We start from the raw sequence: 23,580 nt of genomic DNA, 5'->3' as shown, positions 1-23,580 counted from the left end.
GGTCCGGATGCCAGAAGTATCCGCCCATCGCGGCATCCACTCCAAATCTGGGAGCAAACTGACAACTCAGCTGGGCAATACGGTTGTCCTTAACGTCACTATAGATTGCATATGCGCGTCGTATTGCTCCCGCATGCTACGGAGGCGCGCCGAGGCGACCTACAGCACGGAGTCCAGGAGCCCGGGGAAGAGCGCGTCGAGGTCGTCGCGCCGCAGCGTCAGCATCCGTCGGCGCCCGTTCGGCTCGTTGCGGATGACGCCGGACTCGCGCAGCACCTTCATGAAGTGCGACTTGGTCGACTTCGGGAGGTTCGGGTCAGTCGCGTGACAGGACGCCATGTCGAGGGGACCGTCGGCGAGCTGGCGCGTGATGGCGAGGCGCTCGGGGTCGCTGAGCGCGAAGAGCACGTCGGTGAGTTGGATCTCGGAGCGCTCCGGGTGTGGAAGATCGCCAGGCATGGTTCGAGAATAGTTGAACAATCGATGGATGGCGAGTACGCTCCGATAGTTCGATGATTCTCGAACCTTAGGAGGAGTTGCCATGACCAGCACCGCGCCGATCATCCGCCCGTCGATCGCGGGCAGCGCCTCGTCGGGTGCCGTCCCCCGCACGCGGTTCGGATTCGTGCTCGCGATCGTGGCGCAGATCCTGATGATGGTCGGGGCGAGTGCGCCGTCGCCGTTCTATCCGGTGCTCGCGCACGACATCGGGTTCCCGGCGGTCGTGATCAGCGCCGTGTTCGCGGTCTACGCGGTGGCGCTGCTGCTCACCCTCCTCACCGCCGGGTCGCTCTCGGATCACGTCGGCCGTCGTCCGGTCGTGATCGCGGGGTTCCTGCTGCTGGCCGGGAGCATGTTCCTGTTCTGGCATGCGGATGCCGTCGCGATGCTGTTCCTCGCGCGCATCCTGCAAGGGGTCGCGAGTGGCCTGCTGATCTCGGCGCTGTCGGCGACGGTGCTCGACTTCGCGCCGGGCGGGCGCGCGGGGGTCGCGGCGCTGTGGAACGCGCTGAGCCCGGGGATCGGACTCGCGCTCGGGGCGCTCGTGTCGGCTGTGGTGCTCGACGTCGGCGGCGAGGCGCTGCTCGATGTGTTCGCGCCCTTGAGCTCGGCGTACATCCTGCTCGCGGCGCTGTTCTTCCTCGTGCCCGAGACGGCGCCTCGCAAGCCCGGGGTGTGGGCGTCGCTGAGCTTCCGCCTGTCGATCCCGCCGGCGATCCGCGCGGACTTCTGGCGCGGGGCTCCGGCCGTGATCGCCGGGTGGGCGACCGGTGGGCTGTTCCTGTCGCTGGGCGCGAACATCGTGCGCGGCGAGCTCGGCGGCGAGGCGCATGTGTGGCAGGGGCTCGGGGTCGTGCTGCTCGCCGGGGTCGGCGCCGTGACGGCGTTCGTGCTGCGGAAGATCGCCGCGCGGTCGATGGTGCTGTTCGGCACGTCGGCGCTCGCGGTCGGAACTCTGCTGTCGTTGATCGCGCTCGGCGTCGATTCGCTGCCGTTCTACCTCGTCGCGGCCGCGGTCACCGGGATGGGCTTCGGCACCGCGTTCTCGGGAGTGGTCGCCTCGCTCGCACCGCGGATCCCGGCGACGCAGCGCGCCGACACCTTCGCCGTGATCTACCTGCTGGCATACCTGGCGTTCGGGGTGCCGGCCGTGATCGCCGGAGCACTGGTCGGGGTGGTCGGACTCGAGGCCGTGTGCGTCGGATACGGGGTCGTGGTGATCGCGCTGGCGGGGGTTGCGTTCGGGCTGCGGGTGCGGGCGGGGCGGTAGGTGTGAGGGCGATCAACCCAGGTTGATCGGCTGCCGCTGCACCTGCGAGTGGGCCGTCAGGACCCCGTCATCGGCTCGGTCACGACGTCGATGACCCCGAGCGGGAAGGGGCTGAAGACCGACCAGGAGCCGGAGTTGAACTGATCGAGCGGGATCAGCTGGAACCACACGTGCGACACGACGAGGGCGATGGCGACGAGCAGGCCGGCTCCCTGAATCGCGCGTTCCAGCGTGCGAAGGGCTGCGCGCTCGTCGGACGCCCTGGCGACGCGGCCGAGCGCGATCAGGACGATCAGCGCGATGCCTGCGTAGACGAACACGCTGGGGCGGAGCGTCAGCGTGACGCAGAGCGGAGCCTGATCGACCGACCGGCCGTCTGCGTCGATGAACCCACCGTTGGCGTCGACGCCGCCTGGGCAGAGGCCCTTGCTGCCGGTCATGAAGGTGGCGTAGACGAGTCCCGCGACGATCGTCCAGATGAGCGTTCGGCGGATGCCCACGATCACCGCGGCGAAGGGGAGCCCGGAGACGGCGGTGTCGACCGACGGTGCCTGGGCCGGAGGCGGGGTGAGTGACACGGCGGACTCCTTCGAGGTCGGTCCTCTTCATCATGTCGGAGGAGCTCGCGGGGCGGAAGGGCGGAGGAGCCGAGGGCGCAGAGCGGCTCTCAGGTGAAGGTGAGGGTGAGGGTCGGCACGAATGACGCGCTGGGCGTCAGCGAAGCGACGAGCACCTCGGTCGTGGGCGGCGTGCGCGTGAAGTAGCCGAGGAACGGGGTGGTCAGCGATCCCTGCGCGGGGATGGTCGCCGTGCATACGACGGTGGTCGACGTGAGCGAGACCTCCCAGGGGCCGAACCCGTATCCGTAGAGTTCCACCGCCCCTTGCCTCCTGGGGGCGACGAAGACGACGTCGATGGGGTCGTCGCTGGAGTTCGTCGCGGTGAAGTAGGTCTCCGCCTGTCGGGTCGTGGCCATCTGGGCCGTCCATGTCCACGTCAGGGCCTGCGTGCTCGCTGCGGCGAGCGGGGTCGCGGCGGTGACGGCGATGACGGGCGCGGCCCATACGGCCGCTCGCAGCAAGGTGCGTCGATCCGGTGCGTTCGTCTCTTCCACGGATCTCCCTCTGCCGCGTCACCGAGCCCCGCGCCCGATCGATTCTGAGACTAGTGGAGGTGACGCGCCGCTCCATGACGGATCTACGCTGGAACGTCTGCCTCAATTCGAGGCGCCATCCCCTGGAGCATCCATGTCTGCAACGACGATCGACGATCGTGCCCGGTACCGGGCGAACCCCTCGGTGCTGACCGCGCTGAAGAACCCGCGGATGCTGACCCGCGAGGTGCTGGCCGGACTCGTCGTGGGGCTCGCGCTGATCCCCGAGGCGATCGCTTTCTCGGTGATCGCGGGCGTCGACCCGAAGGTGGGGCTGTTCTCGTCGTTCATCATGGCGGTGTCGATCGCGTTCCTCGGCGGGCGTCCGGCGATGGTGACCGCAGCGACCGGGGCCGTGGCGCTCGTGATCGCACCCGTCGCGCCGACATACGGGCTCGACTACTTCATCGCGACGGTCATCCTCGCCGGCATCTTCCAGGTGGTCCTCGGGGTGATCGGCGTCGCGAAGCTCATGCGCTTCATCCCCCGCAGCGTCATGGTCGGGTTCGTGAACGCGCTGGCGATCTTCGTGTTCAGCTCGCAGTTCCCGCAGCTGATCGACGTGCCGTGGCTGGTGTATCCGCTGGTCGCGCTCGGGATCGTCGTCATGATCCTGATGCCGAAGATCACCAAGATCGTGCCGGCGCCGCTCGTGTCGGTCGTCATCGTGACGGGGGTCGTGCTCGCGTTCGGCATCACCGTGCCCACCGTCGGCGACCAGGGCGAGCTGCCGAAGAGCCTGCCGGAGCTGTTCATCCCGAACGTTCCGCTCACGTGGGAGACGTTCACGATCATCGCGCCGTTCGCGCTCGGGGTCGCACTGGTCGGGCTGATGGAGTCGCTGCTCACCGCGAAGCTCGTCGACGAGATCACCGACACCCACTCACGCAAGAGCCGTGAGGCGTGGGGGCAGGGCGTCTCGAACGTGCTGTCGGGGATCTTCGGCGGCATGGGCGGCTGCGCCGTGATCGGTCAGACCATGATCAACGTGAAGGCGTCGGGCGCGCGGACCCGCATCTCGACGTTCTGCGCCGGCATCTTCCTGTTCCTGCTCGTCGTCGTGTTCGGCGACTTCGTCGGGACGATCCCGATGGCAGCGCTCGTGGCCGTGATGATCATGGTCGCGATCGGAGCGTTCGACTGGCACAGCGTGCGTCCGTCGACGTTGAAGCGGATGCCGAAGAGCGAGACCTTCGTGATGGTCGCGACGGTTGTTCTTGTCTTGCTGACGCACAACCTGGCAGTCGGCGTGGTCGGTGGGGTGCTGGTCGCGTCGGTGCTGTTCGTGCGGCGGGTGGCGCACTTCGTGTCGGTGACTCGGGTTCTCGGTGAGGCGGGAGACGTGGTGACGTACGTCGTGGAGGGGGAGCTGTTCTTCGCGTCGAGCAATGACCTGACGACGTTGTTCTCGTACTCGGACGATCCGGAGCGGGTCGTGATTGATTTGTCGGGGTCGCATGTGTGGGACGCGTCGACCGTCGCTGCGTTGGATGCGATCGAGACGAAGTATCAGGCGTTGGGGAAGACCGTGGAGATCGTCGGGATGAATGAGAGCAGTTCGCGGATGCGCGGGCGGTTGACGGGTGGGTTCGAGTAGAGCGCCATATTGCTATGCGAAGCATTCCTCTGATGCGACGGCGGAGTTCGACCTAGTTCCGGTTAAGCCCGTGTCTGCGCGTATCCAGCGCAACCTTGAAATGATTTTCTGCCCCGTCGACCGCTGCCGTGGGCGTTGCAGGGTCGAAGACGCGGAGCAGCGAAAAGCGGAAGTTTGTCGGGTCCAAACCTCGCAGCTCAACGTTGCCGCCATGCCCGTTGGTGGCGTACGCGCTCCACCTTTGTCGGATGCTCTCAGCGCCATCTGCCTTTCCAACGTAGTGACGTCCATCACGGGTGTCGGTGATCAAGTAGATGCCTGCCACAGACGAGAGCGCCGTCCGCCAAGAAGCGTAACGATGCTCACGCATGACTGCCTGAAGCTGAGAGTGGTCGAGGACCAAACGATCGAAGCCCGGGAATGGAACTGGCTCAGCATCTGCGATTCCGACGACGGGGTAGCCCGCTGCCGTACTCGCCCGCATCCACCATGTGCGCGGCGATCTCCAACCGATAACCAATCGGTTACGAAGATCCTCCATATGCTCGGAGACCACGACGTCAAAGACTCTGCGCTCCCCGTCGTTCGATATCTCGCCCCGGTTCTCCACGACCGACCAGAGTCGCGCCTGGTCGCCGCCCTCGCGGATGAAGACAGCCCAGAAGCGAGGCGGAACGGCCGGGAAACGCTGCGTATTTGCGGATTGGTTTCGCGTATACGCGAGGATTTCGGCATCAGTCGAGTCGGCGTGGATGCCGCGGAAGCCGGTGTCTTCGTGCTCGCGCACGTGTGCATGACGGATGACCAAGGCATGGGATAACTCGATTTCTGCGTCGAGCAGGATTGGTCCGAGCGTCAATGCCACTAGTCGTCTACTTTTCGTTGCCTGTTGCCACTGGCGGGACGCTCACTGAACGGGCCAAAGCGACACCGACTGACGGTACTCCGTTGCCTCGACTTCATCGGTGAACTCAAGAATGTTGCCAACCTTGTTGATTAGAACGTCACGCACCTCAGCCGGCGTCGCAAAGAAGAACTCCTTGCGCGCATTCGCTCGGTTGACCGCTCGGTCAGCGAAGTGCCGATGCAGGTCGGCCTCAAGCGTGACGGCATCCTCAGAGAAGAACAACGCATGCGTGTCGAACCGGAAAGGAACGGACGCTCCGCCCAGTTCGAAGATCCGCTCGCGCGGCTCGAGCCGTCGAGTCAGCCCGATCTTCACTACGTTCTTTCCGAACGCACCTTGGTTGGAGATGACGTATACGTATCCCGCACGGATATTGGCCGCGCGGAAGTCGTTCTGAACGATCGCTTCATCAATTGCCGCCAGGCGCTCGACTAGAGCCTCGTCAACGTCTCCGGTCTGTTGCAGCGCCGCGAGCGTGTTGACGAGGTGCAGGCGTTCCTTGTCCAGGCGCGCGCGTTCCTCTGCGAGTTCACGTTCGACCCGCTTCTCTTCGCGTAGCCGCGCGCGCTCCTCGCGCTCAGCTTCGCGTTCCTGCTGTTTCTTGATCAGCCAGTCGGCGGTTAGTTCGATCTCTCGCACTCGTAACTCATGAAACTCGTCACTGATGTGCATCTCCATCAGTGACCCGAGTTTCGCGATGGCCTTCTTCGAGGCGTCCAGCCGTTTCTTTGCAGTCACGACGTTGCCCGCACGTAGAGTGCGGATGGCGTTGTCGGCCTCAGCGTTGTATGCCCTGAGCATGAGCTTCGCGAGATCATCCGTCATTCGGCGTCCCTGCGAGAGCGAGTTGTTCAGCGTGAAGAGTTCGGAACGCACAATCGCGCGCCCCGAGCTGATGACCTCGGCCACAGCGCGCTCAAGATCGCGAAGTTCGTCTTGGTAGGCGGCGGCGGACTCGAGCGGGTGATGATAGCGGTAGATGCCGACGTCCTGAAGAACCCGAGCATCGTCAAGCTCCACATACTCATCAGACGTCGACGCATTGATCTGGGACCGAAGGGAAGCATTCTCCGCTTCTAGGTACGCAATCCGACTCGCCTCTGTAGCCATCGGAGCCGCTGGGAGACTGGAGCCATTTGGCGTGGATCGAGGGGCGCTTGCTCTCGCTTCAGCACGAGTCTGAGCAGGCGCGACTCCGGCGTAATCGGGCGCGTGGACCGCAGGTGCGGTGGGTGCCGGCTCTACGAGGTTGTCCGATAGCCAAAGCTGCCAGTCCGCCGGCGGTTCTGGCCAGGACGGATCCGGAGTCCACCCTGCGGGGGGAATCCAGCCAGCAGGCGGTTTCGGCCACCCCGGCGGCGGATTGAAGACTGGGCCGCGCTCAGTCATCGCGCGCGCCGTACCCCGCCAGCCGTTATCGGCGTCAAGCCATGCGGGTTCTTCGATACCGCGGCGCCGAGGTGCTCGAGCGTTGCGAGCGGGACGACCGCAGACAGGTCGAGCTTCTCGAACTCTTCGCGGCTCGCCGCAACCGCGACAAATGGGACGTAGATGGGCTGCCCTGTTGCTGGACTAATCGTCTCCGTGCCGAGCTCGAGACTGATCGACTGGATTAGCGATCGACGGTCTGCTTCGAAGACCTCATGGATCGATCTCAGCGCGATGTTGTTCACCAACAACGCGTATCGGTCCTTCGTCTCCTTCTGTGTCGCCGCAACCGGCGCGATCTCATCCGAAGCTTTGACGTATTTGTAGTGCTTCGCGCCGGGCACGATCTCCGGTCCCGGAACGATAACCCGCAGTTTAAGTTCGGCGTCGCTCGGCTCGAAGTCAGCGCTGTGGGAGACGGTGAGCCATTCGGGGTACACCGAGTTCGCGAGGACGACCGAGATGTACTCCTGGACCGCATCGACGGTTCCGTAGGCCAACCCCGCGATTAATTGATCAAGCGCCTCGTTCTGCTCCGCGGCCTCACGCTCTCGCTCGGCAGACTCTTGCTTGTAGCGCTCGACAGCCGCCGCCAGCTCCGCCTGACGCTTCCTCTCCGCTTCTTCATATTGCGCCTGTGCGGCAGCACGCTGCGCCGGGAGTGCATCGGAGATCGCCTTCCACGCCCAGTAGTCGGCGGCGTACTGCGCCTCTGCAGCCGCCGCGGCCTGCTCTTGCTTTTGCTTGCGGCCAAACAGTCCCTTCGCGGCCTCGGGCTCGCGTTTTACGGGGAGGGGCGGTTGAGCAAGCGGGGCTGGCGGCGGAAGTGGATACTGAAGCTCCGGGCGATGGAACGGCGGATGCTGCGCGATGACACGCAGCGACTCGAGGTCAACGAAGTCATCGACCGCGAGGGTGGCGGCGAGCAATCCATCCAACTCCGCCAGCCTTGCATGGAGGTCAGCCGTCATATCTTCTGCCTCGGCCACGCGGGCCGCTACGTAGGCCTGCGCAGCCTCGCGCTCAAGACGCTTCCGGTCTTGCTCTGAAGCACGCTCTGCAGCGAGCTGCGCGCGCTCGGCCGCGCGTTGCGCAGCGGCTGCCTGCCGCACGGCTTGATCATGCTGACGTTGTGCCGCCCGCTGACGCTGCTCTGACAATTTTGCCTGGTGCTGCATCTCAGCGAAGAACCCTCTACGACGTGCCATGCTTCCCCCTCGAATCCTCCCGCATTCTAGCGATGTGGCGACCGCCGGCGCTCGGCTGTTCGGTGGCACGGGTGGCTGCGCCGTGGTCGGTCCTTCGCGCCGCCTCGCCGCGTCCCGGGCAACGGCGCGTGGGCCGCCCGAAACGGCCTCTGGGGCGCAACCAAGTTGGTTCGCGCCGAATGCAACGGCAGCGGAGGCGCCGGGGGCCACCACGCTCCTAGGATGACCGCATGGGCTTGCTCAACTCGATCCGCGCGCTACTCGGCGGCACACCGCCGCCGCCGGCCCAGCGCAGTGCACCGATGTCGCCCGCCCCATCGACGCCAAAGGCGCAGTTCACCTTCAGCGCCGAGGTCGTCACTGAGCCACACGAGAGGTCCTATCTCGGCCAGGACGACCTCACACGCCTCCTCAAGCCCAACGCCGACGGCCTGGCTCCCGTCCACTTCATCCGGCGTGGCGACGCGTTGTGGCTCGCTGAAGACACGACCGGCAAGCTCATCAATCTGGACGCCCGTGGTCTCCGACGCCTCGGCATCTGGGGAGTCAAGGTGCGCGGGAGGAGTCTCTACGACGGCGCACAACGCCTCGGCCCCGCCGACCTTATCCGGGAGCCGGACAATCCCCACGATCCCAACGCCGTCGCGATCCACGTCGATGGTCACATGATCGGCTACTACAACAAGGGAATGGCCCCGGGTCTCGCCAAGCTCCTGGACGCGGGGGAACCGATCGAGGCCACCGTCATCTCCACCAACCCCGCCAAGGTCCTCGCCGCGCGCTCCGAGGTGCTCGCCCACCTTCGCCGCCACCTCTGATCGCTCGACGGTCAAAAGCCCGCGACCTCCCACGATGGGCGCCGGTGCCTATCCGTGTTTCTGGCGCATGGGTCTGCGCAGCGGCCACGCTTTGACCCCGACAATTACAGACCTTGGAGCGGAGTATGGGCGACGCAGCATATCGATATGCTGCGTCGCGTGAGCATTACGACGCCGGCCCGACTCTCGCTCGAACTGAACGTCAACCAGAAGCGCATCCGCGGCTTCCTCCGGGAGCAGTACGGCAGGCTGCCCGAAGGCGTTGACCGATGGGAGCTCGAGGATAGTCAGGCCGACGCCGTGCGGACTCGGTTCGCCCGGCAGCTCCGACCCACCGATCCGGCCCTCTGGACCCTCGAGATCGGCGACACCGTGCTGCGACGAGAGATCCACGCCGCTTACGGAGGCCAGGAACAGGGTGGAATCATCACGCCCAGGTCGATTCCCGACATCCTCGTCATCACCAGCCCAGAAAGCGGAGCAAGACACGGGTACGACGCGTTTGAAGGGCTGCAGGAGGATGGCTCTTTTCTCTACACGGGCGAAGGCCAGCGTGGCCCTCAAGTGTTCGCGCGTGGAAACACAGCGCTTCGCGACGCGGCCGAGAATGGGCGTCCTATCCGCCTCCTCACGAAACAAGGCACCTACGTCACCTATGTAGGGGAGTTCACGACAGGCGAGCCAGCGTTCAGCATCGAGACGATCCCGGACTCCGACGGGGACCTTCGAGAAGGAATCATCTTCAAACTCGTGCCAGTTGACGCCGATGTGGAAGCACTCGGTGCGCCATCCACGCCCCTTATGGAAAGTGCACAGGCCTCGTCATGGACGCCTCCCGAGTCGTCGTCGTACGTCGTCGGAGCACCGCTGACCCCTGGTGAGCGGGTCGTCTCCCGAATCGAGTTCGAGTTGCAGAAGGACTTCGGGCAGTGGATCAAGTCCCGTGGCGAGACTCCTCAGCGCCTACGCCTGAGCTCCGCAGGTGCCACGATCGAGCCGGATCTCTATGTTTCGGAGTCTGGCTGGATCGTCGAAGCGAAGAAATCGCCCGCTCGCGAATATGTCCGCACCGCGATTGGGCAGGTCCTCGACTACTCGCTACTCGCTCGGGAATCCGGCAGGCCCGCAGTTCCCGTCGTCTTGCTTCCCAGTCGACCGATCGCACATCTCGAAGCCTTGTTGTCCGAGTTGGGAATCCTTCTGATCGTCCGCGACGACGAGGGTTTCTTGGTCATCGAGTAGGCGATCCGGCCGCAAGTTCCGTGACAGCTGGCAGGTCCGGGGCGGCCCAATCGAGATCCGGCAGATCGCTGCGACGAACCCAGCGCAGTTCATCATGATCGAGGCTCTGGGTCGGTGGCTCTCCGAGCAACCTGGCGCGAAGACAAATGAGGCGGATGGTGCTTTCGCCGACCACGGTGTCATCCGTTCGAAGCGGGGCGCTGACCTCGATGGAGGTGCTGAGCTCTTCGCGTATCTCTCGCACCAGAGCCTCACTGTGCGTCTCACCCTTTTCGAGTTTGCCGCCGGGGAACTCCCATTTCCCTCCAGCTGCCTTCTCAGGTCGACGGCGGCACGCAAGGATCTTGCCTTCATGCTCGATGACGGCTGCAACGACCTCGATAACACGGCTCTCGCTCACTATGCCTCCGAGAGCAAGCTAACAGGGAGTGTCCTCCGGGCCCCTACCCCGACACTGCTAGCGTCGCATCATGCCGTCGCCGCAGACTCTCGCCGCCCTTCGCGCCTTCGTAGCCGAACGGGACTGGGACCAGTTCCACTCGCCGGATAACCTCGCCAAAAGCATCTCGATCGAGGCTGGCGAGCTCCTTGAATGCTTCCAGTGGTCCCCGGAGTTCGACCAGGAACAGGTAGAGGCGGAGCTCGCGGATGTTGTCACCTACTGCATCCACCTCGCGAACAAGATCGGCGTTGACCTCGACGAGATCGTCATGAAGAAGTTGGAGTCGACGAAGGCAAAGTACCCGGTGGAGCTGGCCAAGGGCCGCATGACGAAGTACACGAAGCTTTCCGAGGCGCCGGAGTGACAGATTTCAGCATCCAGCGCCTTCCTTTCCGTCGTGACGCTGTTGATATGTGGGCGCGCGACGACACCCGGCACACAAACTGGCCTGTTGTCTATGTGATCGAAGGCGACGCCCAGCGCAGTTCGCCCGGGCTCTACGTAGGTGAGACGGTGAGCGCCGCTACACGGATGCGTCAGCACCTCGCGGGCTCGAAGAAAAACGAGTCCCTCGAATCGATCCGCGTCGTCGTGGATCACACGTTCAACAAGTCAGTCTGTCTCGACCTTGAATCACATCTCATTCGCTGGTTCTCGGGCGACGGCCAGTACCGCATCCTCAATGGCAATGACGGTCTGACAGATGCTCAGTACTACGACCGCGCCCTCTACCGCGAGTCGTTCCGCGATGTATTTGAAGCGCTGCGAGCAGAAGGGCTCTTCTTGCGAAGCATCCCGCAGATCGAGAATTCCGACCTCTTCAAGCTGTCGCCCTTCAAAGCCCTGACCGACGACCAAGGCATCGCGATCATGGACATCCTGGAGGGGTTGCTCGAAGACCTCCAGGACCCCGGCGCTCAGTCCACGCTCGTAGTCCAGGGCAACCCGGGAACAGGGAAGACGATCATCGCGATCTTCCTGATGAAGTTGCTCGCCGATATCCGCGATTACGACGACCGCGACGGGGTTGAGCCGGACTCGATGTTCTCGGAGTTCTTCGTCCCCGAGAATCGCGAGCTGCTCAAGTCACTCCGTATGGTGCTCGTGATCCCGCAGCAGTCTCTGCGGATGTCGGTGAAGAAGGTCTTCAAGAAGACGCCCAAGCTCGATGCTGCGATGGTGATGTCGGCGTTCCAGCTCGGTGAATCGGACGAGACTTACGACCTCGTCCTCGTCGACGAGACCCACCGACTCGGGCAGCGAGCCAATCAGGCGTCGGGGGTGCAGAACAAGAAGTTCCGCGAGATCAACGAGGCTCTGTTCGGGAGCGATGACCCTCGCTACACCCAGCTCGACTGGATCAAGGCTCGTAGCAAGCATCAGCTCCTGCTCGTCGACGGGGAGCAGAGCGTGCGGCCTCACGACCTTTCTCCGGCGGCACTCAGCGCGGAAATCAGCGGGTCCAAGGACGCGCATCGCTTTTTCCGTCTGACGACCCAGATGCGCGTGCAGGCTGGCGCGGATTATGTCGAGTTCGTCCGCGCCCTCCTGCGGGATGAAGCGCCATCGCTCCCCGACCTCGGTGAGTATGAGCTCCGCCTCTTCGACGACCTCGGAGAGATGCGAGATGCCATCCGGAAGAAGGATGCTGCGGTCGGACTATCCCGCCTCGTCGCAGGCTACGCGTGGGATTGGCTGTCGAAGAGGAACCCCGACGCGTACGACATCGAGCTTGACGGTGAGCGTATGCGGTGGAACGGCACAGATAAGGACTGGATCAACTCGAAAGGGTCGCTCGAAGAGGTCGGCTCGATCCACACGGTTCAGGGGTACGACCTGAACTACGCAGGCGTCATCATCGGACCGGACCTCCGCCTCGATCCGGTAACGGGTCGGATCGTCGCTGATCGTGAGAGCTATCGCGACAAGAAGGGCAAGGAGAACACCGGGCACTTGAAGGATGCGTTTGGGGACGACGATCTATTGACGTTCATCCGGAACATCTATGGGGTGCTGATGACGCGTGGGATGCGCGGAACGTACGTCTATGTGTGTGATCCAGCTCTTCGAGCTCGACTGGCTTCGGCTCTGGCCGATGAGGGCAATTGAAGAACCACGAGACTGAGGTTGCCAGTCGAATGGCGCGAGACACGAGTCAGACTGAGGATGAAGAGAAGGCACATGGCACGTCACCTTGAATATACCGCGGCCAGCTTCTTCAGAATTGCGACGCTGGAGGCACGGCGTGGGCACTCGGACCCCGGTCGCATGTTCGCCTCAGTCAGCAAGATCATCAACGAGCTACGCACACTTCATTCGATTCGGAAGAAGACATGCGCTCCGCTATGGAAGTCCAATCCGGAACTTGCTCTAACCGAATACGCAAGTTTCAGGCCAGCGATCGCCGAGAAGCAAAAGGCCAAGCGTGACGCTCTCCAGGCGGAGCTCTCTGTCCTGAGCGACGAGCTGTCGGCCATTTTGGATGAATCAAGCTTTAGTTGGCAGCTAAGTGCGGGCGCGGTTGTCGGCACTCGCCAGACTTACGCCACGACCTCAGACCCATTGCGCTACTTTGCCATGAAACAATTGGAGTCGAATCTAAGGACCGCGCACGGCCTCTCAGCCCCGAATCGAAATCGATTGATAGCGCAGCTCAAAGACGCGCTATCAGGCAAGCTGCCACGCCATATTCTACGAGTCGATATTCAAGCGTTCTACGAGTCGATCGACCACACCCGACTGATGAGTCACCTTCGTGAGAAACGCGGGCTGTCCAGAACGTCCATCGACCTCATCGAACAGCTCCTCAGAGAGTGGTCCAATCTCACATCACGAACAGTCGGTATCCCTACGGGGGTGGGGGTCTCTGCGTACCTTGCAGAGATCTACGCGCGCCAACTTGATGCCTCAATTATTGGCGACCACGGAGTGCATTTCTACGGTCGCTATGTCGACGACATTGTCATTGTCGCACGGAACAGCCAGGACAGAGACAGAGTTGAAATACTGATTAACGAGTCGATCGCGCAACTCGGCCTGTCCTTGAGCAGTTCAAAGACCCAGCGGATCGACCCAGTGCCCCATGCAGTTCCGAAGAAGGATCCCTTCGATATTTCGACTCCAATTGATTTTCTCGGCTATGCGTTGACCAAGAATGGAGGCGCCGTTCGCACGGAGATGTCGCAGCGAGCGATAGATCGATACCTGCACCGATTGGACGCATCTTTCAAGAGGTGGGGTTCGACTTCTTTCGCTAACGCTGGACATGAGGGACTCCTGACGGATCGCGTCCGTTTCCTCACCAGCAACACCAAGCTTGCGAACAGTAAAGGTCGGGCAGTTACCGGCATCTACTTCAACTACCCGCACCTATCACCGGACTCTGTCTCGCTTGCGGACCTCGATACCGCGCTGAATCAGCTGGTCGATACATATCGATCCATGCTCCCGGCGCGCGTCCACGACCGGTTGCGCCGGATGTCTTTCGTGAGTGGATTCAATGAGAAGATCTTTAATCGATACAATCAGCATCAATTGAAGCGACTAGTGGCGGTGTGGCGTGGTTAGGACCAACAAGAACAAGGTCTCTTCGCGGGTTGAAAGGGCTCTGCTTTCAGACGTGCTGCCTTACGAACTTCCAGTCTCGTTCGACAACGCAGGTTTCGTTGCCCTACTTTCCGAGCTGAAGATTCGAATCAGCGGCAGAACTGTTACTGCTCAGTGGATCGGTGAGTCGACGTCCTCAGTCCTCTCATTGATCTTTGGGGGAGTTGTATCCGTATCCCGCCCCGCTCAGGGAACGTCCGTTACATTTTACGATCCGCGCCTCGGTCGTGAGCAAGAGTTCCCGCGAACAAAGTCGCTTTCCTTCAACATTGGCAAAAATGCGAGCGGCATACGTTCAGTGTCGATGATGCACCCGCGATCCCAGCTCGCGGTCGCCGATTTTTATGAGCGACACGCCGACTCGATTCTGCACTATACAAAGAGAAGTCCCTTCTCGATCCGGCACGCCTCCGATGTTGCGAGATTCTCAGTATTCAGGGATGCCGTCTTTTCGAGCAATTTGGATCACGAGCCCACCGGCGTCGAGGAAGACGATAGGGAATATGAGAGACTCCGTTCCTTCTTCACATATGGGGGATATTCACATATCTATAAGTTCCACGAATCGCCGGAAATGAGAACTCTCGAGCGGAAATACGCGCGCCTCGTTCATGTGGACGTGACGAGATGTTTTGACAGTATTTACACCCACGCCATATCTTGGGTGACGAATGGCCTCGAGGACAGCAAGACACGGACGAACAGCACCACCTCGACATTTGGCGGACGCTTTGACAAACTGATGCAGAGCGCCAATGACTTGGAAACTCACGGCATTCTCATCGGCCCGGAAGTCTCCCGGATTTTTGCAGAAGTCATGCTGCAAGAGGTCGACGTGCGCGCCGAACGATCCCTTCGTTTAAGTAACGATCCTTTGCTTCATCGTCGCGACTACGAGATCCGTAGATTCGTAGACGATTTCTTCATATTCTGCGCCTCAGATGAAGACGCAGCTCGAATAGTGAACGTTCTAAGCGAGGAGCTGCGGAAGTTCAGACTTTACCTTAATGACGCCAAGCGAAAGGACCAATTAACACCCCTGGTGTCCGAACGCTCGATAGCAAAGTACAAGTTCAAATTGTCGATTCGTCGACTCATCACGGCGGAGGTCGAAGATGGCGATCCGGGAAACCTCCCCATCCTCGTCACGTCCACCGAGGCACTACTGCTGGAGTATAAGGATGCCCTCCTCAGCACGGGACTGAGCCACGGCGATCTAGCAAACTATGCCCTTGTACAGGTCGAGTTCGCATTCGAACGCGCGCTGCGCCGCTGGCAGTCGATAGCAATGGACGAAGACGCCCCAGAACACCGACCCCGGCAGGCGGACTGGATCGGCGTCGCACGCTTTCTCACCAACACGATCGATGTTGCGGTCTCGCTGTTCGCCGGGGGCGTTGCTGCGTCTCACAGCGTCAAGCTGGCTCGCATCGCCCACACAGCGCTCCGCTTCATGTCTGTCGCCGGAATGCCGAGGGCGATGCGTGCGGTCGTGGAATCTAAGATCGCCGAGGAGCTCTCTCGTCAGATACATCGACCGCCCGCCACTTCAGGCGCACCGATGCACTCTCTCATTCTCCTCGATGCCCTCGCGTCCATGCACGAAGACGGTGGTGTTTCAGCGCCGGAGCTACGGAAGTTGCTCAACTTGAAGGAGAGCTCGCCAGACGCGATCGCGCTTCTGACGACGCTTCGCTATTGTCGACGACGACCGGATCTCGACGACCTTCGCGCTGAACTCGAAGATCTAGCCATTGAGTCGGCTAGTTGTGCCACGGAGGATGGGACGCCCGAGACCGGGGCTACCCTTCTTGCTTGCGCCCTTCTGGACTCGCCCTTCTTGTTACGGCAGCGAAAGCGTGACCTGGCGCGCAAACTTCGGCTCCCCTCAAACTTCCGGCCGGGTAGCTCGACACCGTGGACTCGCTTCTTCCAATGGGAGGTCGACGACTACTACGACTCGTTGCAGCGCAAGCGCGGTGGCGACGTATATTGATAGATGCGCCCAGCGGTAGCAGCCCGCGCTTGCGGGCCACACACCGGCGTTGCAGAGAAGGACCGCGCGACTCCGCCCGGGGCTTCACTCCGCGTTCGCGTTGGGTGAAGCCCTGGTCCCGCGAAGCGAAGGATGGGCGCCCAGTTCCTCAGCCTCCCCCAAACCGCTCCCCCGAACTCACCTGTTGCGCCACTCGCCGCAACGCCAGCAACAACGGCTCCACCAGCACCGACCCTAAGACCACATACCGCACCGCCGCTTCCGCGGACTCCTCCGGCACCCCCGCGATTTCCGCATCCGCAATCCGCCGCATGCTCGCGAGGTACTCCTTCATCGCCGCATCCGGAACGGTGAACCCGACACGCTCCAACCCCTGCAGCGCCCGCGCGACCGCGTGCAGCACTGCCTCGTCGCACATCCCCGGCTTCCACCCGAGCCCCGCGACAAGAGCCTCAGCGTCCGTCAGATCCAGAGACTCATCCACCGGCGGAGTGATCGCCGCATGCGCCATCCCGAGCAGGTTGTGCGCGTTCTCCGGCGGCTCATCGAGCGCAGCCAGCACGCGCCGCGTCTCGGCGATGCTCACCCCGGCGTCGAGCAGCGCCCGGATCACCCGCAGGCGCTCCACGTGCTTCTCGCCGTACGCGGCCTGAGTCGGCGCACTGCGCTCACCCTCGGGCAGCAGCCCCTCGCGCAGGTAGTACTTGATCGTCGGCACGGTCACGCCGGTCTGGGCTGACAGTTCGGAAATTCTCATGGCCACCTCTTGACTTCGATAGTAGCGCTATCCATTATGGATAGTGAAACTATCCAACCAAGGAGTCATCATGTCGAAAGTCATCACGGGCCGCATGACCCACCGCCACGAGGGCGAGCTCGTCGTGTTCCACATCGGGATGCAGATCAACCGCTGGTGGCGCCCCGACCTGTGGATGCCGGCCTTCTTCGCCATGCCGGGGATGCTGCGCGAACTCAGCACCGACCCCGACTCGGGCATGCTCGGCTACCACCTGCTCTTCGGCTCGGGCGGACCCTACGTCGTGCAGTACTGGTCATCCGTCGACAAGCTCTACGCCTACGCATCCAGCCCGAACCAGGAACACCGCCCCGCCTGGACCGCCTTCAACCGCGCAGCCCGCAAGGCACCAGGAGCGGTCGGCGTCTGGCACGAGACCTTCCGCGTCGACACCGCCGAGAGCGTCTACGTCTCGACGAAGCCGATGGGGCTGCCGAAGGCGACGGAGCTCGTCGAGGTCGGGAGGCGCCAGGACCGGGCGCAGGCACGGTTCGCGGAGGGGCGGACGGAGGCGCAGCCTTCAGCCAGCGTCGAACAGTAACGACCGAGCGAACGACGGCCGGCGCCGCCTCACTCCGGCGAGGAACGGGGCGGCCCCGGCCGCTCCGGCCTGCGTCGCAGCAAGAACCGAACGATCCCCCGCACGACGAAGAACACGATCGCCGGGATCACGACGACAACGACCACGCTGATGATCAGACCCCACCAGCTGAACATGGACCCGGTCATACTTCGCGCTCCTCAGGAAAGGCCGAACGAGGCGGTTGAGACCACGATGACCGGCGGCATACCCACCGATCAAAGCACACGCGTGTCGGGCAACTGGGACATGATGACCCGGCGGCATGCGGGGCTTCCGTGAACCCGCCGCTTCGCGCTGAGCGACCACCGCGACCCAGTACCCTCGCACCATGCCCACCGATCGCCCCCGCGTCTGGATCTTCGACGTCGACGGCACCCTCGCCCTCATCGGCGATCGCTCACCGTACGACATGCGCAACGTGGCGATCGACACCCCGCACCACCCGGTCGTCATGGTCGCGCAGGCTCTCGTCGCGCACCCGGATGCCGACGCGCTCATCGTCGTCTCGGGCCGCGATGAGACCGCCCGCCGCGCGACCGAAGCGTGGCTGACCTTCAACGAGATCCCGTTCGACCGATTGCTCCTCCGACGCACCGGCGACCAGCGCGCCGACAACATCGTCAAGGCCGAGATCTACGACTCCCACATCGAGCCGTACTTCACGGTCATCGGCGTGGTCGACGACCGTCGCAGCGTCGTGGAGATGTGGCGGTCGCGCGGATTGGTTTGCTTCCAGGTCGCCGACGGGGACTTCTAGTCGCCTGAGCGTCGGCCGGTTGTTGACCGAGTCGGCGTTAATGCTCCCGCGTCCCCCTAACGGTGGACAGACAGGCCCCTTCGAACTGAGTAACGTTTTACACGTTAGGGCGGGGTTGATCAGCGAAGGAGCAATGATGAAAATCGCAGGAACCAGCAGTCGATCGTTGACGAGCGAGGGAACGGAACGCCGCCTGACACATACCTTGCTGGCGGCAGTTGCCTGCCTTGTCGCAGCGGTAATTGCGCTGACGGTCGCCATGAGCGGACGCATGGGCCCAGGAATCGCAGCGGTGCCGTCTCAGACGACGGCTTCGAGTCAAGCCCAGACGGCTTCGTTCGAGTCGCCGATCGCGTCGTCCACCGTAAACGTGGGAGACAAACTCGTCGAGTACGCACAAAACACGGAGCAGGCGTCGCCGTCGATGACCAATCGTCTTCTCAAGGATGCTGGAATCAACGCCCGCACGGTTACGCAGAGCGGGCTGGAGCTCGACACGTCGCAGGCTTTCACGAGGGAGACAGAGAACGGATCACGCATTCTTCGCGTACCGTATGTCGCCACGCTGAACCTGCTCGACATCTCGGGGTACTCGGTCATGTTCAACCCCGATGGGAGCATCGCCTCACGCGCGGAGGTCGTCTATCAGGCGCAGACGGAGCACTCCGGAAGGGTCGCCCTGTGGCAGGACGGCCAATTGAAGCTCGACCAGGTCGTGTCGGACGGTGCTGAGCCCGCCACGACTGGGACTGCGCAGTCGGCCTTCAACTGGAACACCATGAGCAAGTGTCTCTCCAGTGCAGGCATTGCACAGTGGGCTATTGTCGCTATCGGCATAGCGTGCAGCCTCGTGTGTGTAGGGACAGCCGGGATCGGATGCGTAGCGTGCGTCGCAGCAGCGGGAGGCGTCATCGGGTCTACGGCTGGGGAGTGCGTGGCGAAGGCGATGATCTCGTGATGGCTCAGCGTGTTCGCGGCACGGCGCGTGAGCGCTCGATCATCTCAATAACGGTGTTCGCCGGCTGCGCACTTCCGATCGTTGCCAACCTGCCTCTCTTCCAGGACGTTGTCTGGGTCTTCTGGCTCGCGGCCTTCGCGCTCATCGTGAGCGCGTTGGTTCTGGTGCTGCGCATCATCTGGCGCGAACGCGACTCCAGCGAATCCTGAGCCCCGCCACCGAACCGCCCCGCTACTCAGTCAATGGCGAGGCGGTTCGCCACTCGCCTGCTCCGCAATTCCCGCAGCAACTCGCGGCATCCACGTCGGCCCGCACACTTCGCCATGTCGGGGATGCTGCGCGAACTCAGCACCGACCCCGACTCGGGCATGCTCGGCTACCACCTGCTCTTCGGCTCGGGCGGACCGTACGTCGTGCAGTACTGGTCATCGGTCGACAAGCTCTACGCTTACGCATCCAGGTCGCGTCGGCGACTTCTGATATCGAACGAAGGACGCCTCGCATCGGCGCCCCACGCTCACCAGTGCTACTTGCTCAGCGTCTTCATCTGTCGGACGATCTCCGCGGCACCCGCCTTGTCGTCCGTCGCGGCCACGACACGGGACCGAAGGTCGGTCCCCAGGGCGCGATGCCACTCCTCGAGCGCTTCACGACCAGCGCTCGGCACCGTGACGATCGCGAGACGGACGTCCTGGTCGTTGTCGAAGACCCTCCTCAGCCGCTGCGACACAAGACCGAGAGTGGTCCGGTTCCACGCCTGGAGCCGCTCGGCGACGACGACACCATCGTCCGTTGGGATGTAGAAGTCGACCCGGGGAGGACGCCCTCGACCGCTCTGCTGCGCGACGACCTGTTCCCGCACGACATCACCCTTGACCTGGATCATCGACAACCACGCCGGATCATCATCAGTGACGGATCGAACTGCGCTTGGTGCCGAATCCGTGAGCTCAGGTACGTCATTCGCGCCCGATGGCTCTGTCTCCGACGTCTCGCCGGCTTGCTTCTTCGCCGCCTTGAACACCCGACCGTTGGCGCTCATCTGCTGGAGTTGCTTCAGAAGCTCATCGACCGTGTCCTCGTCCAAGTCCGTGCCGCGAATGGTCGAGATGAAGTCCGCCATCTCGTCCTGTTCGTACTCGAGCGCGAGCCCTGTGACCTCCATCGACTTCGGCAGACGACCGACGACGGCCAGCAGCAAGAACACGGCCCCGATGATCAGCAGTGCTGTTCCGCCGGTTTCCCGCGCGGGCGGGAAGAACAGCAGGATGACTGCCGCTCCGACAGCAGCGACACCGAGGACAGCGAGTGCCGCCCGAGCCCAGGGATGGAGGGTCGTCGCGCCGCGGCGCCCCAAAGCGGCCAGCGGCTGGTCGGAGTTGGCACTCATGCGCCGATCCTATCCATCGAGCGACCCACGGCTTCGCACCGATCCGCGCGCTCAGTGGACCTAACCCGTCGCAATCCCCCGCAGCAACCGCACCACTGTCTCCTCCACCCGCTCCGCACTCAACGGCTGCCCGATCAGCGCGGAGTACGACGCCATCGCGATGAACTGATCCGCGATCGCGGCAGCATCCACATCCGCCCGCACATCCCCGTCGGCCCGCCCGCGCGACACCCGCTCGGCGACCCACTCGCGGATCGGCGCGGCCAGCCGCTCGTTCAACACCAACCCGAGCTCGGGATCAGCCGCCATCACCTCGATCAACGCCCGTGCCAGCGCCACACCCTCGGGCCGAGCCAGCCCGTCGGACATCGCCGAGAACCACGCCCGCAGATCCGCCCCGAGGTCGGCCGTCATCGGCACCGACACCTCGGCTCCCGGCAGCGTCCCCTCGAGCAGCGCCTCTCCGAGGATCGCGGCCTTCGACGGCCACCACCGGTAGATCGTCTGCTTCGACACCTCGGCCGACTCGGCGAGGCCCTCGATCGTCACGGCCTCGTACCCGTCTGCGGCGAGCGCGCGCCGCATCGCCTCCAGCACGGCTTGGCGGGCTTTTTCACTACGAGGACGGGGCACCTTTCGAGCGTACCCAGGCGTACACTGGAATATAAGTAGACGCACCGTTGCGAAATAGACGCACCGTTGCGAAACTCGAACAAGGAGAAAGAGCATGGCCCTCACCGCACACTCCACCATCGGCGACTGGATGAACGACCCGACCGGCGGGCCCCTCATCCGCGCACTCTTCGAGCAGACCGGCGCCGACCCCGAACTCCTCACCCCCGTGCTGGGCCTGCCCCTGCAGCAGCTCGTCGCGATGAGCCAGGGCCAGCTCCCGCAGTCGGTCGTCGACGACCTGGTGCGCGCGGCCAACGGCGGCGAGATCCCCGAAGACGACGCCTCCGAGGGCTGGACCGAGAAGGTCACCGCTGGCCGCTTCGCCGGCAAGACCGTGATCGTCACGGGCGCCGCCTCCGGCATCGGCAAGGCCACCGCCTCGCGCATCGCTCGCGAAGGCGGACGCGTGATCGCCAGCGACATCGCCGCCGAGAAGCTCGACGCCCTCAAGGCCGAGCTGCCGGATGCCGACATCGTCACGGTCGCCGGCGACCTCACCAAGCAGGACGCGATCGACGCCGTCATCGCCGCCGCAGGCGACCGCATCGACGGCCTCGCGAACGTCGCCGGCATCAACGACGACTTCTCCCCCGCGGGCGAGACCCCGGATGCCGTCTGGGACCGCGTCATCGCGATCAACCTCACCGCTCCGTTCAAGCTCATGCGCGCGGTCATCCCCGTCATGGAAGCAGCCGGTCGCGGCGCGATCCTCAACGTCTCGAGCGAAGCCGGCCTGCGCGGCAACGCCTCGGGCAACGCCTACACGGCCAGCAAGCACGGCATCATCGGCGTCACGAAGTCGGCCGCCTTCATGTACGGACCGAAGGGCATCCGCGTGAACTCCGTCGCCCCGGGCGGCGTCGCCACCGGCATCCCGATGCCCCCGAACATGTCGGAGTACGGCTCCGGCCGCCTCGCCCCGTTCCAGCAGGCGATCCCGACTGTCGCCACGGCCGAGCACCTGGCGGCATCCATCACGTTCCTGTTGTCGGACGACGCCGTGAACATCAAGGGCGCCATCCTCGCCTCGGACGGCGGTTGGTCGGTGCAGTAACCCGCACCCGCGAAACCAACGCCCCCGCCGACCCGAACGGCGGGGGCGTTTCGCGTTCCTAGCGGCGAATGATGCCGCGTTTATGATGACCCTTCAGGTCCCGGGATCTGCAAGAAGATGTCCCCCTCATTTCCTGGGTCGCCGGGCAGCGCGGTGCCGACGAAGATCCGGGGGGACTCTGCGATCTCCTTGATAAGGGCCGCCAAATCTGAACCGACCGATGCCAGGTCGGTTCGGATCTGCGACAGATCGCCAGGCGGAATCCCGACTCCGAGTCCGAGGCTCTTCGACATCTCAACCTGTCTCAGCTGAACGGCCGAGACACGCGCGATCACCGCGGGCAGTTCCAGCCGCGCCCGAGCGCGCGCGCGGAGATGACGGGCAACGCTCGCGTAGCCAAGACTTCCCGCTTCCCCGATGGAGGCGAGTGTGTCGATCTGCGAATCTGTAGGTGCAATATCCGCGTCAGCCTGCAATGCCTCACGGATAGCCGCAAGCTGGTTCGTGTACTGCGCGGCTTGATCCGCAAGCATGTCTAGTTCAATCTTCAACGTCTCCCGCTTGTGCTTCACGGTTTGCGCGGAATCTGCTCGCAGGCGCGAGACGCCCAGGAGCAACCACATGATCCCGGAGGCCGCGAACAAGATCCAACCCAGCCAGAGTGGGAGATCAGTCGGCAGATGGATGTTCATGATCAAACCGTAGAGCACGACGAATAATCGAGTTCGAAGCCAGTTCCCCGGGTTTAGGTATCTCGGCGTTCGCTATTCACCGTCCCCACCCCGCCTTACACTCGACCGCATGCTGAAGCTCGCATCGATCGTGATCCGCGTGAACGATCTCCCCGCCCAGGCACACTTCTGGAAGGCGGCGCTCGACTACGTCGAACGCGACCCGGCCGAAGACGACTGGGTCGTGCTGAAACCCCGCGACGCCGAGGTCCCCTGCATCTCCCTCGACGCGCACCACTCCAAACGCGTGCTGCCGCCGCGCATCCACCTCGACATCTACGCCGAAGACCAGGCCGCCGAAGTGCGCCGACTCGCCGAGCTGGGTGCCCGCGAGGTGCACTGGGACAACCGACCGGCCGACGCGGACTACGTGATCATGGAAGACCCCGAGGGCAACCGGTTCTGCATCGTCGACCGCCCCGACTGGTCGGGATGGGAGCGCGCGGGCGAGGAGTGACCGCCGCGACG

The 23,580-nt window shown here is 63.5% G+C and carries 26 protein-coding genes and 1 pseudogene; 15 read left to right on the top strand and 12 right to left on the bottom strand.

Annotated features, from left to right (window positions below; genetic code table 11):
- Positions 1-159 precede the first annotated feature (159 nt).
- Entirely contained in the window at positions 160-459 is a 300-nt protein-coding gene (locus tag ACFC14_RS07150; RefSeq protein WP_376102280.1) for an ArsR/SmtB family transcription factor, read from the bottom strand.
- Positions 460-541: 82 nt separating this feature from the next.
- Here ACFC14_RS07150 and ACFC14_RS07145 point away from each other — a divergent pair, with 82 nt between their 5' ends.
- Positions 542-1,771, top strand: a complete 1,230-nt coding sequence (locus ACFC14_RS07145) for an MFS transporter (protein ID WP_376102277.1) — start codon at positions 542-544, stop codon at positions 1,769-1,771.
- A gap of 56 nt (positions 1,772-1,827) precedes the next feature.
- Here the strand turns inward: ACFC14_RS07145 and ACFC14_RS07140 are convergent, their stop codons facing one another.
- Together ACFC14_RS07140 and ACFC14_RS07135 are read right to left on the bottom strand one after the other, a co-directional pair.
- A complete protein-coding gene (locus tag ACFC14_RS07140; RefSeq protein ID WP_376102274.1) occupies positions 1,828-2,349 on the bottom strand; it encodes a hypothetical protein in 522 nt (173 codons plus the stop codon).
- Between the two features lie 89 nt (positions 2,350-2,438).
- On the bottom strand, positions 2,439-2,885 hold the full coding sequence (locus ACFC14_RS07135; RefSeq protein ID WP_376102271.1) for a hypothetical protein: 447 nt from the start codon (positions 2,883-2,885) through the stop codon (positions 2,439-2,441).
- Positions 2,886-3,018: 133 nt separating this feature from the next.
- Here ACFC14_RS07135 and ACFC14_RS07130 point away from each other — a divergent pair, with 133 nt between their 5' ends.
- A complete protein-coding gene (locus tag ACFC14_RS07130) occupies positions 3,019-4,521 on the top strand; it encodes a SulP family inorganic anion transporter (protein WP_376102268.1) in 1,503 nt (500 codons plus the stop codon).
- A 52-nt stretch (positions 4,522-4,573) separates the two neighbouring features.
- Here the strand turns inward: ACFC14_RS07130 and ACFC14_RS07125 are convergent, their stop codons facing one another.
- The 3 genes from ACFC14_RS07125 to ACFC14_RS07115 all read right to left on the bottom strand — a co-directional run bounded on the left by ACFC14_RS07125 (position 4,574) and on the right by ACFC14_RS07115 (position 8,064).
- Complete coding sequence (locus ACFC14_RS07125) at positions 4,574-5,386, bottom strand: GIY-YIG nuclease family protein (protein ID WP_376102265.1); 813 nt, start codon at positions 5,384-5,386, stop codon at positions 4,574-4,576.
- Between the two features lie 42 nt (positions 5,387-5,428).
- Positions 5,429-6,448, bottom strand: coding sequence for a DUF4041 domain-containing protein (locus ACFC14_RS07120; protein WP_376102263.1), 1,020 nt, complete (start codon positions 6,446-6,448; stop codon positions 5,429-5,431).
- 365 nt (positions 6,449-6,813) lie between these two features.
- Positions 6,814-8,064, bottom strand: coding sequence for a hypothetical protein (locus ACFC14_RS07115; RefSeq protein WP_376102260.1), 1,251 nt, complete (start codon positions 8,062-8,064; stop codon positions 6,814-6,816).
- Positions 8,065-8,294: 230 nt separating this feature from the next.
- On the opposite strand from ACFC14_RS07115, the gene ACFC14_RS07110 reads away from it, so the two are divergent.
- Positions 8,295-8,882: an HIRAN domain-containing protein gene (locus ACFC14_RS07110; protein WP_376102257.1), complete on the top strand. Its 588-nt coding sequence runs from the start codon at positions 8,295-8,297 to the stop codon at positions 8,880-8,882.
- A gap of 159 nt (positions 8,883-9,041) precedes the next feature.
- Entirely contained in the window at positions 9,042-10,124 is a 1,083-nt protein-coding gene (locus ACFC14_RS07105) for a hypothetical protein (RefSeq protein WP_376102254.1), read from the top strand.
- On the opposite strand, the gene ACFC14_RS07100 is transcribed toward ACFC14_RS07105, so the two are convergent.
- Positions 10,114-10,524: a (deoxy)nucleoside triphosphate pyrophosphohydrolase gene (locus ACFC14_RS07100; protein WP_376102252.1), complete on the bottom strand. Its 411-nt coding sequence runs from the start codon at positions 10,522-10,524 to the stop codon at positions 10,114-10,116. The genes ACFC14_RS07105 and ACFC14_RS07100 overlap by 11 nt on opposite strands.
- A 70-nt stretch (positions 10,525-10,594) precedes the next feature.
- Here ACFC14_RS07100 and ACFC14_RS07095 point away from each other — a divergent pair, with 70 nt between their 5' ends.
- From ACFC14_RS07095 to drt3b, 4 genes are all read left to right on the top strand, one after another.
- Positions 10,595-10,930, top strand: coding sequence for a nucleotide pyrophosphohydrolase (locus tag ACFC14_RS07095; RefSeq protein ID WP_376102249.1), 336 nt, complete (start codon positions 10,595-10,597; stop codon positions 10,928-10,930).
- Entirely contained in the window at positions 10,927-12,675 is a 1,749-nt protein-coding gene (locus ACFC14_RS07090) for a DNA/RNA helicase domain-containing protein (protein ID WP_376102246.1), read from the top strand. Before ACFC14_RS07095 ends, ACFC14_RS07090 begins: the two co-directional genes overlap by 4 nt.
- Before the next feature lie 72 nt (positions 12,676-12,747).
- Positions 12,748-14,133, top strand: coding sequence for an antiviral reverse transcriptase Drt3a (gene drt3a / locus ACFC14_RS07085; RefSeq protein WP_376102243.1), 1,386 nt, complete (start codon positions 12,748-12,750; stop codon positions 14,131-14,133).
- Positions 14,126-16,168: an antiviral reverse transcriptase Drt3b gene (gene drt3b, locus ACFC14_RS07080; RefSeq protein WP_376102240.1), complete on the top strand. Its 2,043-nt coding sequence runs from the start codon at positions 14,126-14,128 to the stop codon at positions 16,166-16,168. The genes drt3a and drt3b overlap by 8 nt, the downstream gene beginning before the upstream one ends.
- Positions 16,169-16,316: 148 nt before the next feature.
- Here drt3b and ACFC14_RS07075 read toward each other — a convergent pair whose 3' ends face one another.
- Positions 16,317-16,925 carry a MerR family transcriptional regulator gene (locus ACFC14_RS07075; protein WP_376102238.1) on the bottom strand — a complete coding sequence of 203 codons (609 nt, stop codon included), beginning with the start codon at positions 16,923-16,925 and terminating at the stop codon, positions 16,317-16,319.
- 70 nt (positions 16,926-16,995) lie between these two features.
- On the opposite strand from ACFC14_RS07075, the gene ACFC14_RS07070 reads away from it, so the two are divergent.
- A complete protein-coding gene (locus ACFC14_RS07070) occupies positions 16,996-17,505 on the top strand; it encodes a DUF4188 domain-containing protein (RefSeq protein ID WP_376102235.1) in 510 nt (169 codons plus the stop codon).
- Between the two features lie 29 nt (positions 17,506-17,534).
- Here ACFC14_RS07070 and ACFC14_RS07065 read toward each other — a convergent pair whose 3' ends face one another.
- A complete protein-coding gene (locus tag ACFC14_RS07065; protein WP_376102233.1) occupies positions 17,535-17,693 on the bottom strand; it encodes a hypothetical protein in 159 nt (52 codons plus the stop codon).
- A gap of 182 nt (positions 17,694-17,875) precedes the next feature.
- Here ACFC14_RS07065 and ACFC14_RS07060 point away from each other — a divergent pair, with 182 nt between their 5' ends.
- The 4 genes and pseudogenes from ACFC14_RS07060 to ACFC14_RS07045 form a co-directional block, all read left to right on the top strand.
- Positions 17,876-18,304 carry a polynucleotide kinase gene (locus ACFC14_RS07060; RefSeq protein ID WP_376102230.1) on the top strand — a complete coding sequence of 143 codons (429 nt, stop codon included), beginning with the start codon at positions 17,876-17,878 and terminating at the stop codon, positions 18,302-18,304.
- Between the two features lie 133 nt (positions 18,305-18,437).
- The gene (locus ACFC14_RS07055; RefSeq protein WP_376102227.1) at positions 18,438-19,262 is read left to right on the top strand and encodes a hypothetical protein; all 825 of its coding nucleotides are present in this window, start codon (positions 18,438-18,440) and stop codon (positions 19,260-19,262) included.
- Positions 19,262-19,471: a hypothetical protein gene (locus ACFC14_RS07050; protein WP_376102224.1), complete on the top strand. Its 210-nt coding sequence runs from the start codon at positions 19,262-19,264 to the stop codon at positions 19,469-19,471. Before ACFC14_RS07055 ends, ACFC14_RS07050 begins: the two co-directional genes overlap by 1 nt.
- A 33-nt stretch (positions 19,472-19,504) precedes the next feature.
- Positions 19,505-19,714, top strand: a pseudogene (locus tag ACFC14_RS07045) (monooxygenase family protein); the annotation flags it as partial.
- A gap of 74 nt (positions 19,715-19,788) precedes the next feature.
- On the opposite strand, the gene ACFC14_RS07040 reads toward ACFC14_RS07045, so the two are convergent.
- Positions 19,789-20,652 (bottom strand): hypothetical protein, encoded by an 864-nt coding sequence (locus tag ACFC14_RS07040; RefSeq protein ID WP_376107251.1) that lies wholly within the window; start codon positions 20,650-20,652, stop codon positions 19,789-19,791.
- Between the two features lie 60 nt (positions 20,653-20,712).
- Positions 20,713-21,285, bottom strand: a complete 573-nt coding sequence (locus tag ACFC14_RS07035; protein WP_376102221.1) for a TetR/AcrR family transcriptional regulator — start codon at positions 21,283-21,285, stop codon at positions 20,713-20,715.
- Positions 21,286-21,379: 94 nt separating this feature from the next.
- On the opposite strand from ACFC14_RS07035, the gene ACFC14_RS07030 reads away from it, so the two are divergent.
- On the top strand, positions 21,380-22,381 hold the full coding sequence (locus ACFC14_RS07030) for an SDR family NAD(P)-dependent oxidoreductase (RefSeq protein WP_376102218.1): 1,002 nt from the start codon (positions 21,380-21,382) through the stop codon (positions 22,379-22,381).
- Positions 22,382-22,461: 80 nt separating this feature from the next.
- Here ACFC14_RS07030 and ACFC14_RS07025 read toward each other — a convergent pair whose 3' ends face one another.
- Positions 22,462-23,073, bottom strand: coding sequence for a hypothetical protein (locus tag ACFC14_RS07025; RefSeq protein ID WP_376102216.1), 612 nt, complete (start codon positions 23,071-23,073; stop codon positions 22,462-22,464).
- Between the two features lie 109 nt (positions 23,074-23,182).
- Here ACFC14_RS07025 and ACFC14_RS07020 point away from each other — a divergent pair, with 109 nt between their 5' ends.
- On the top strand, positions 23,183-23,569 hold the full coding sequence (locus ACFC14_RS07020; protein ID WP_376102213.1) for a VOC family protein: 387 nt from the start codon (positions 23,183-23,185) through the stop codon (positions 23,567-23,569).
- Positions 23,570-23,580: the final 11 nt, after the last annotated feature.

The sequence above is a fragment of the Microbacterium sp. NPDC055988 genome (assembly GCF_042269505.1).
Lineage (GTDB): Bacteria > Actinomycetota > Actinomycetes > Actinomycetales > Microbacteriaceae > Microbacterium.
The sequence above is the reverse complement of the archived record's forward strand: the minus strand, read 5'-3'. Positions and strand labels throughout refer to the sequence as shown.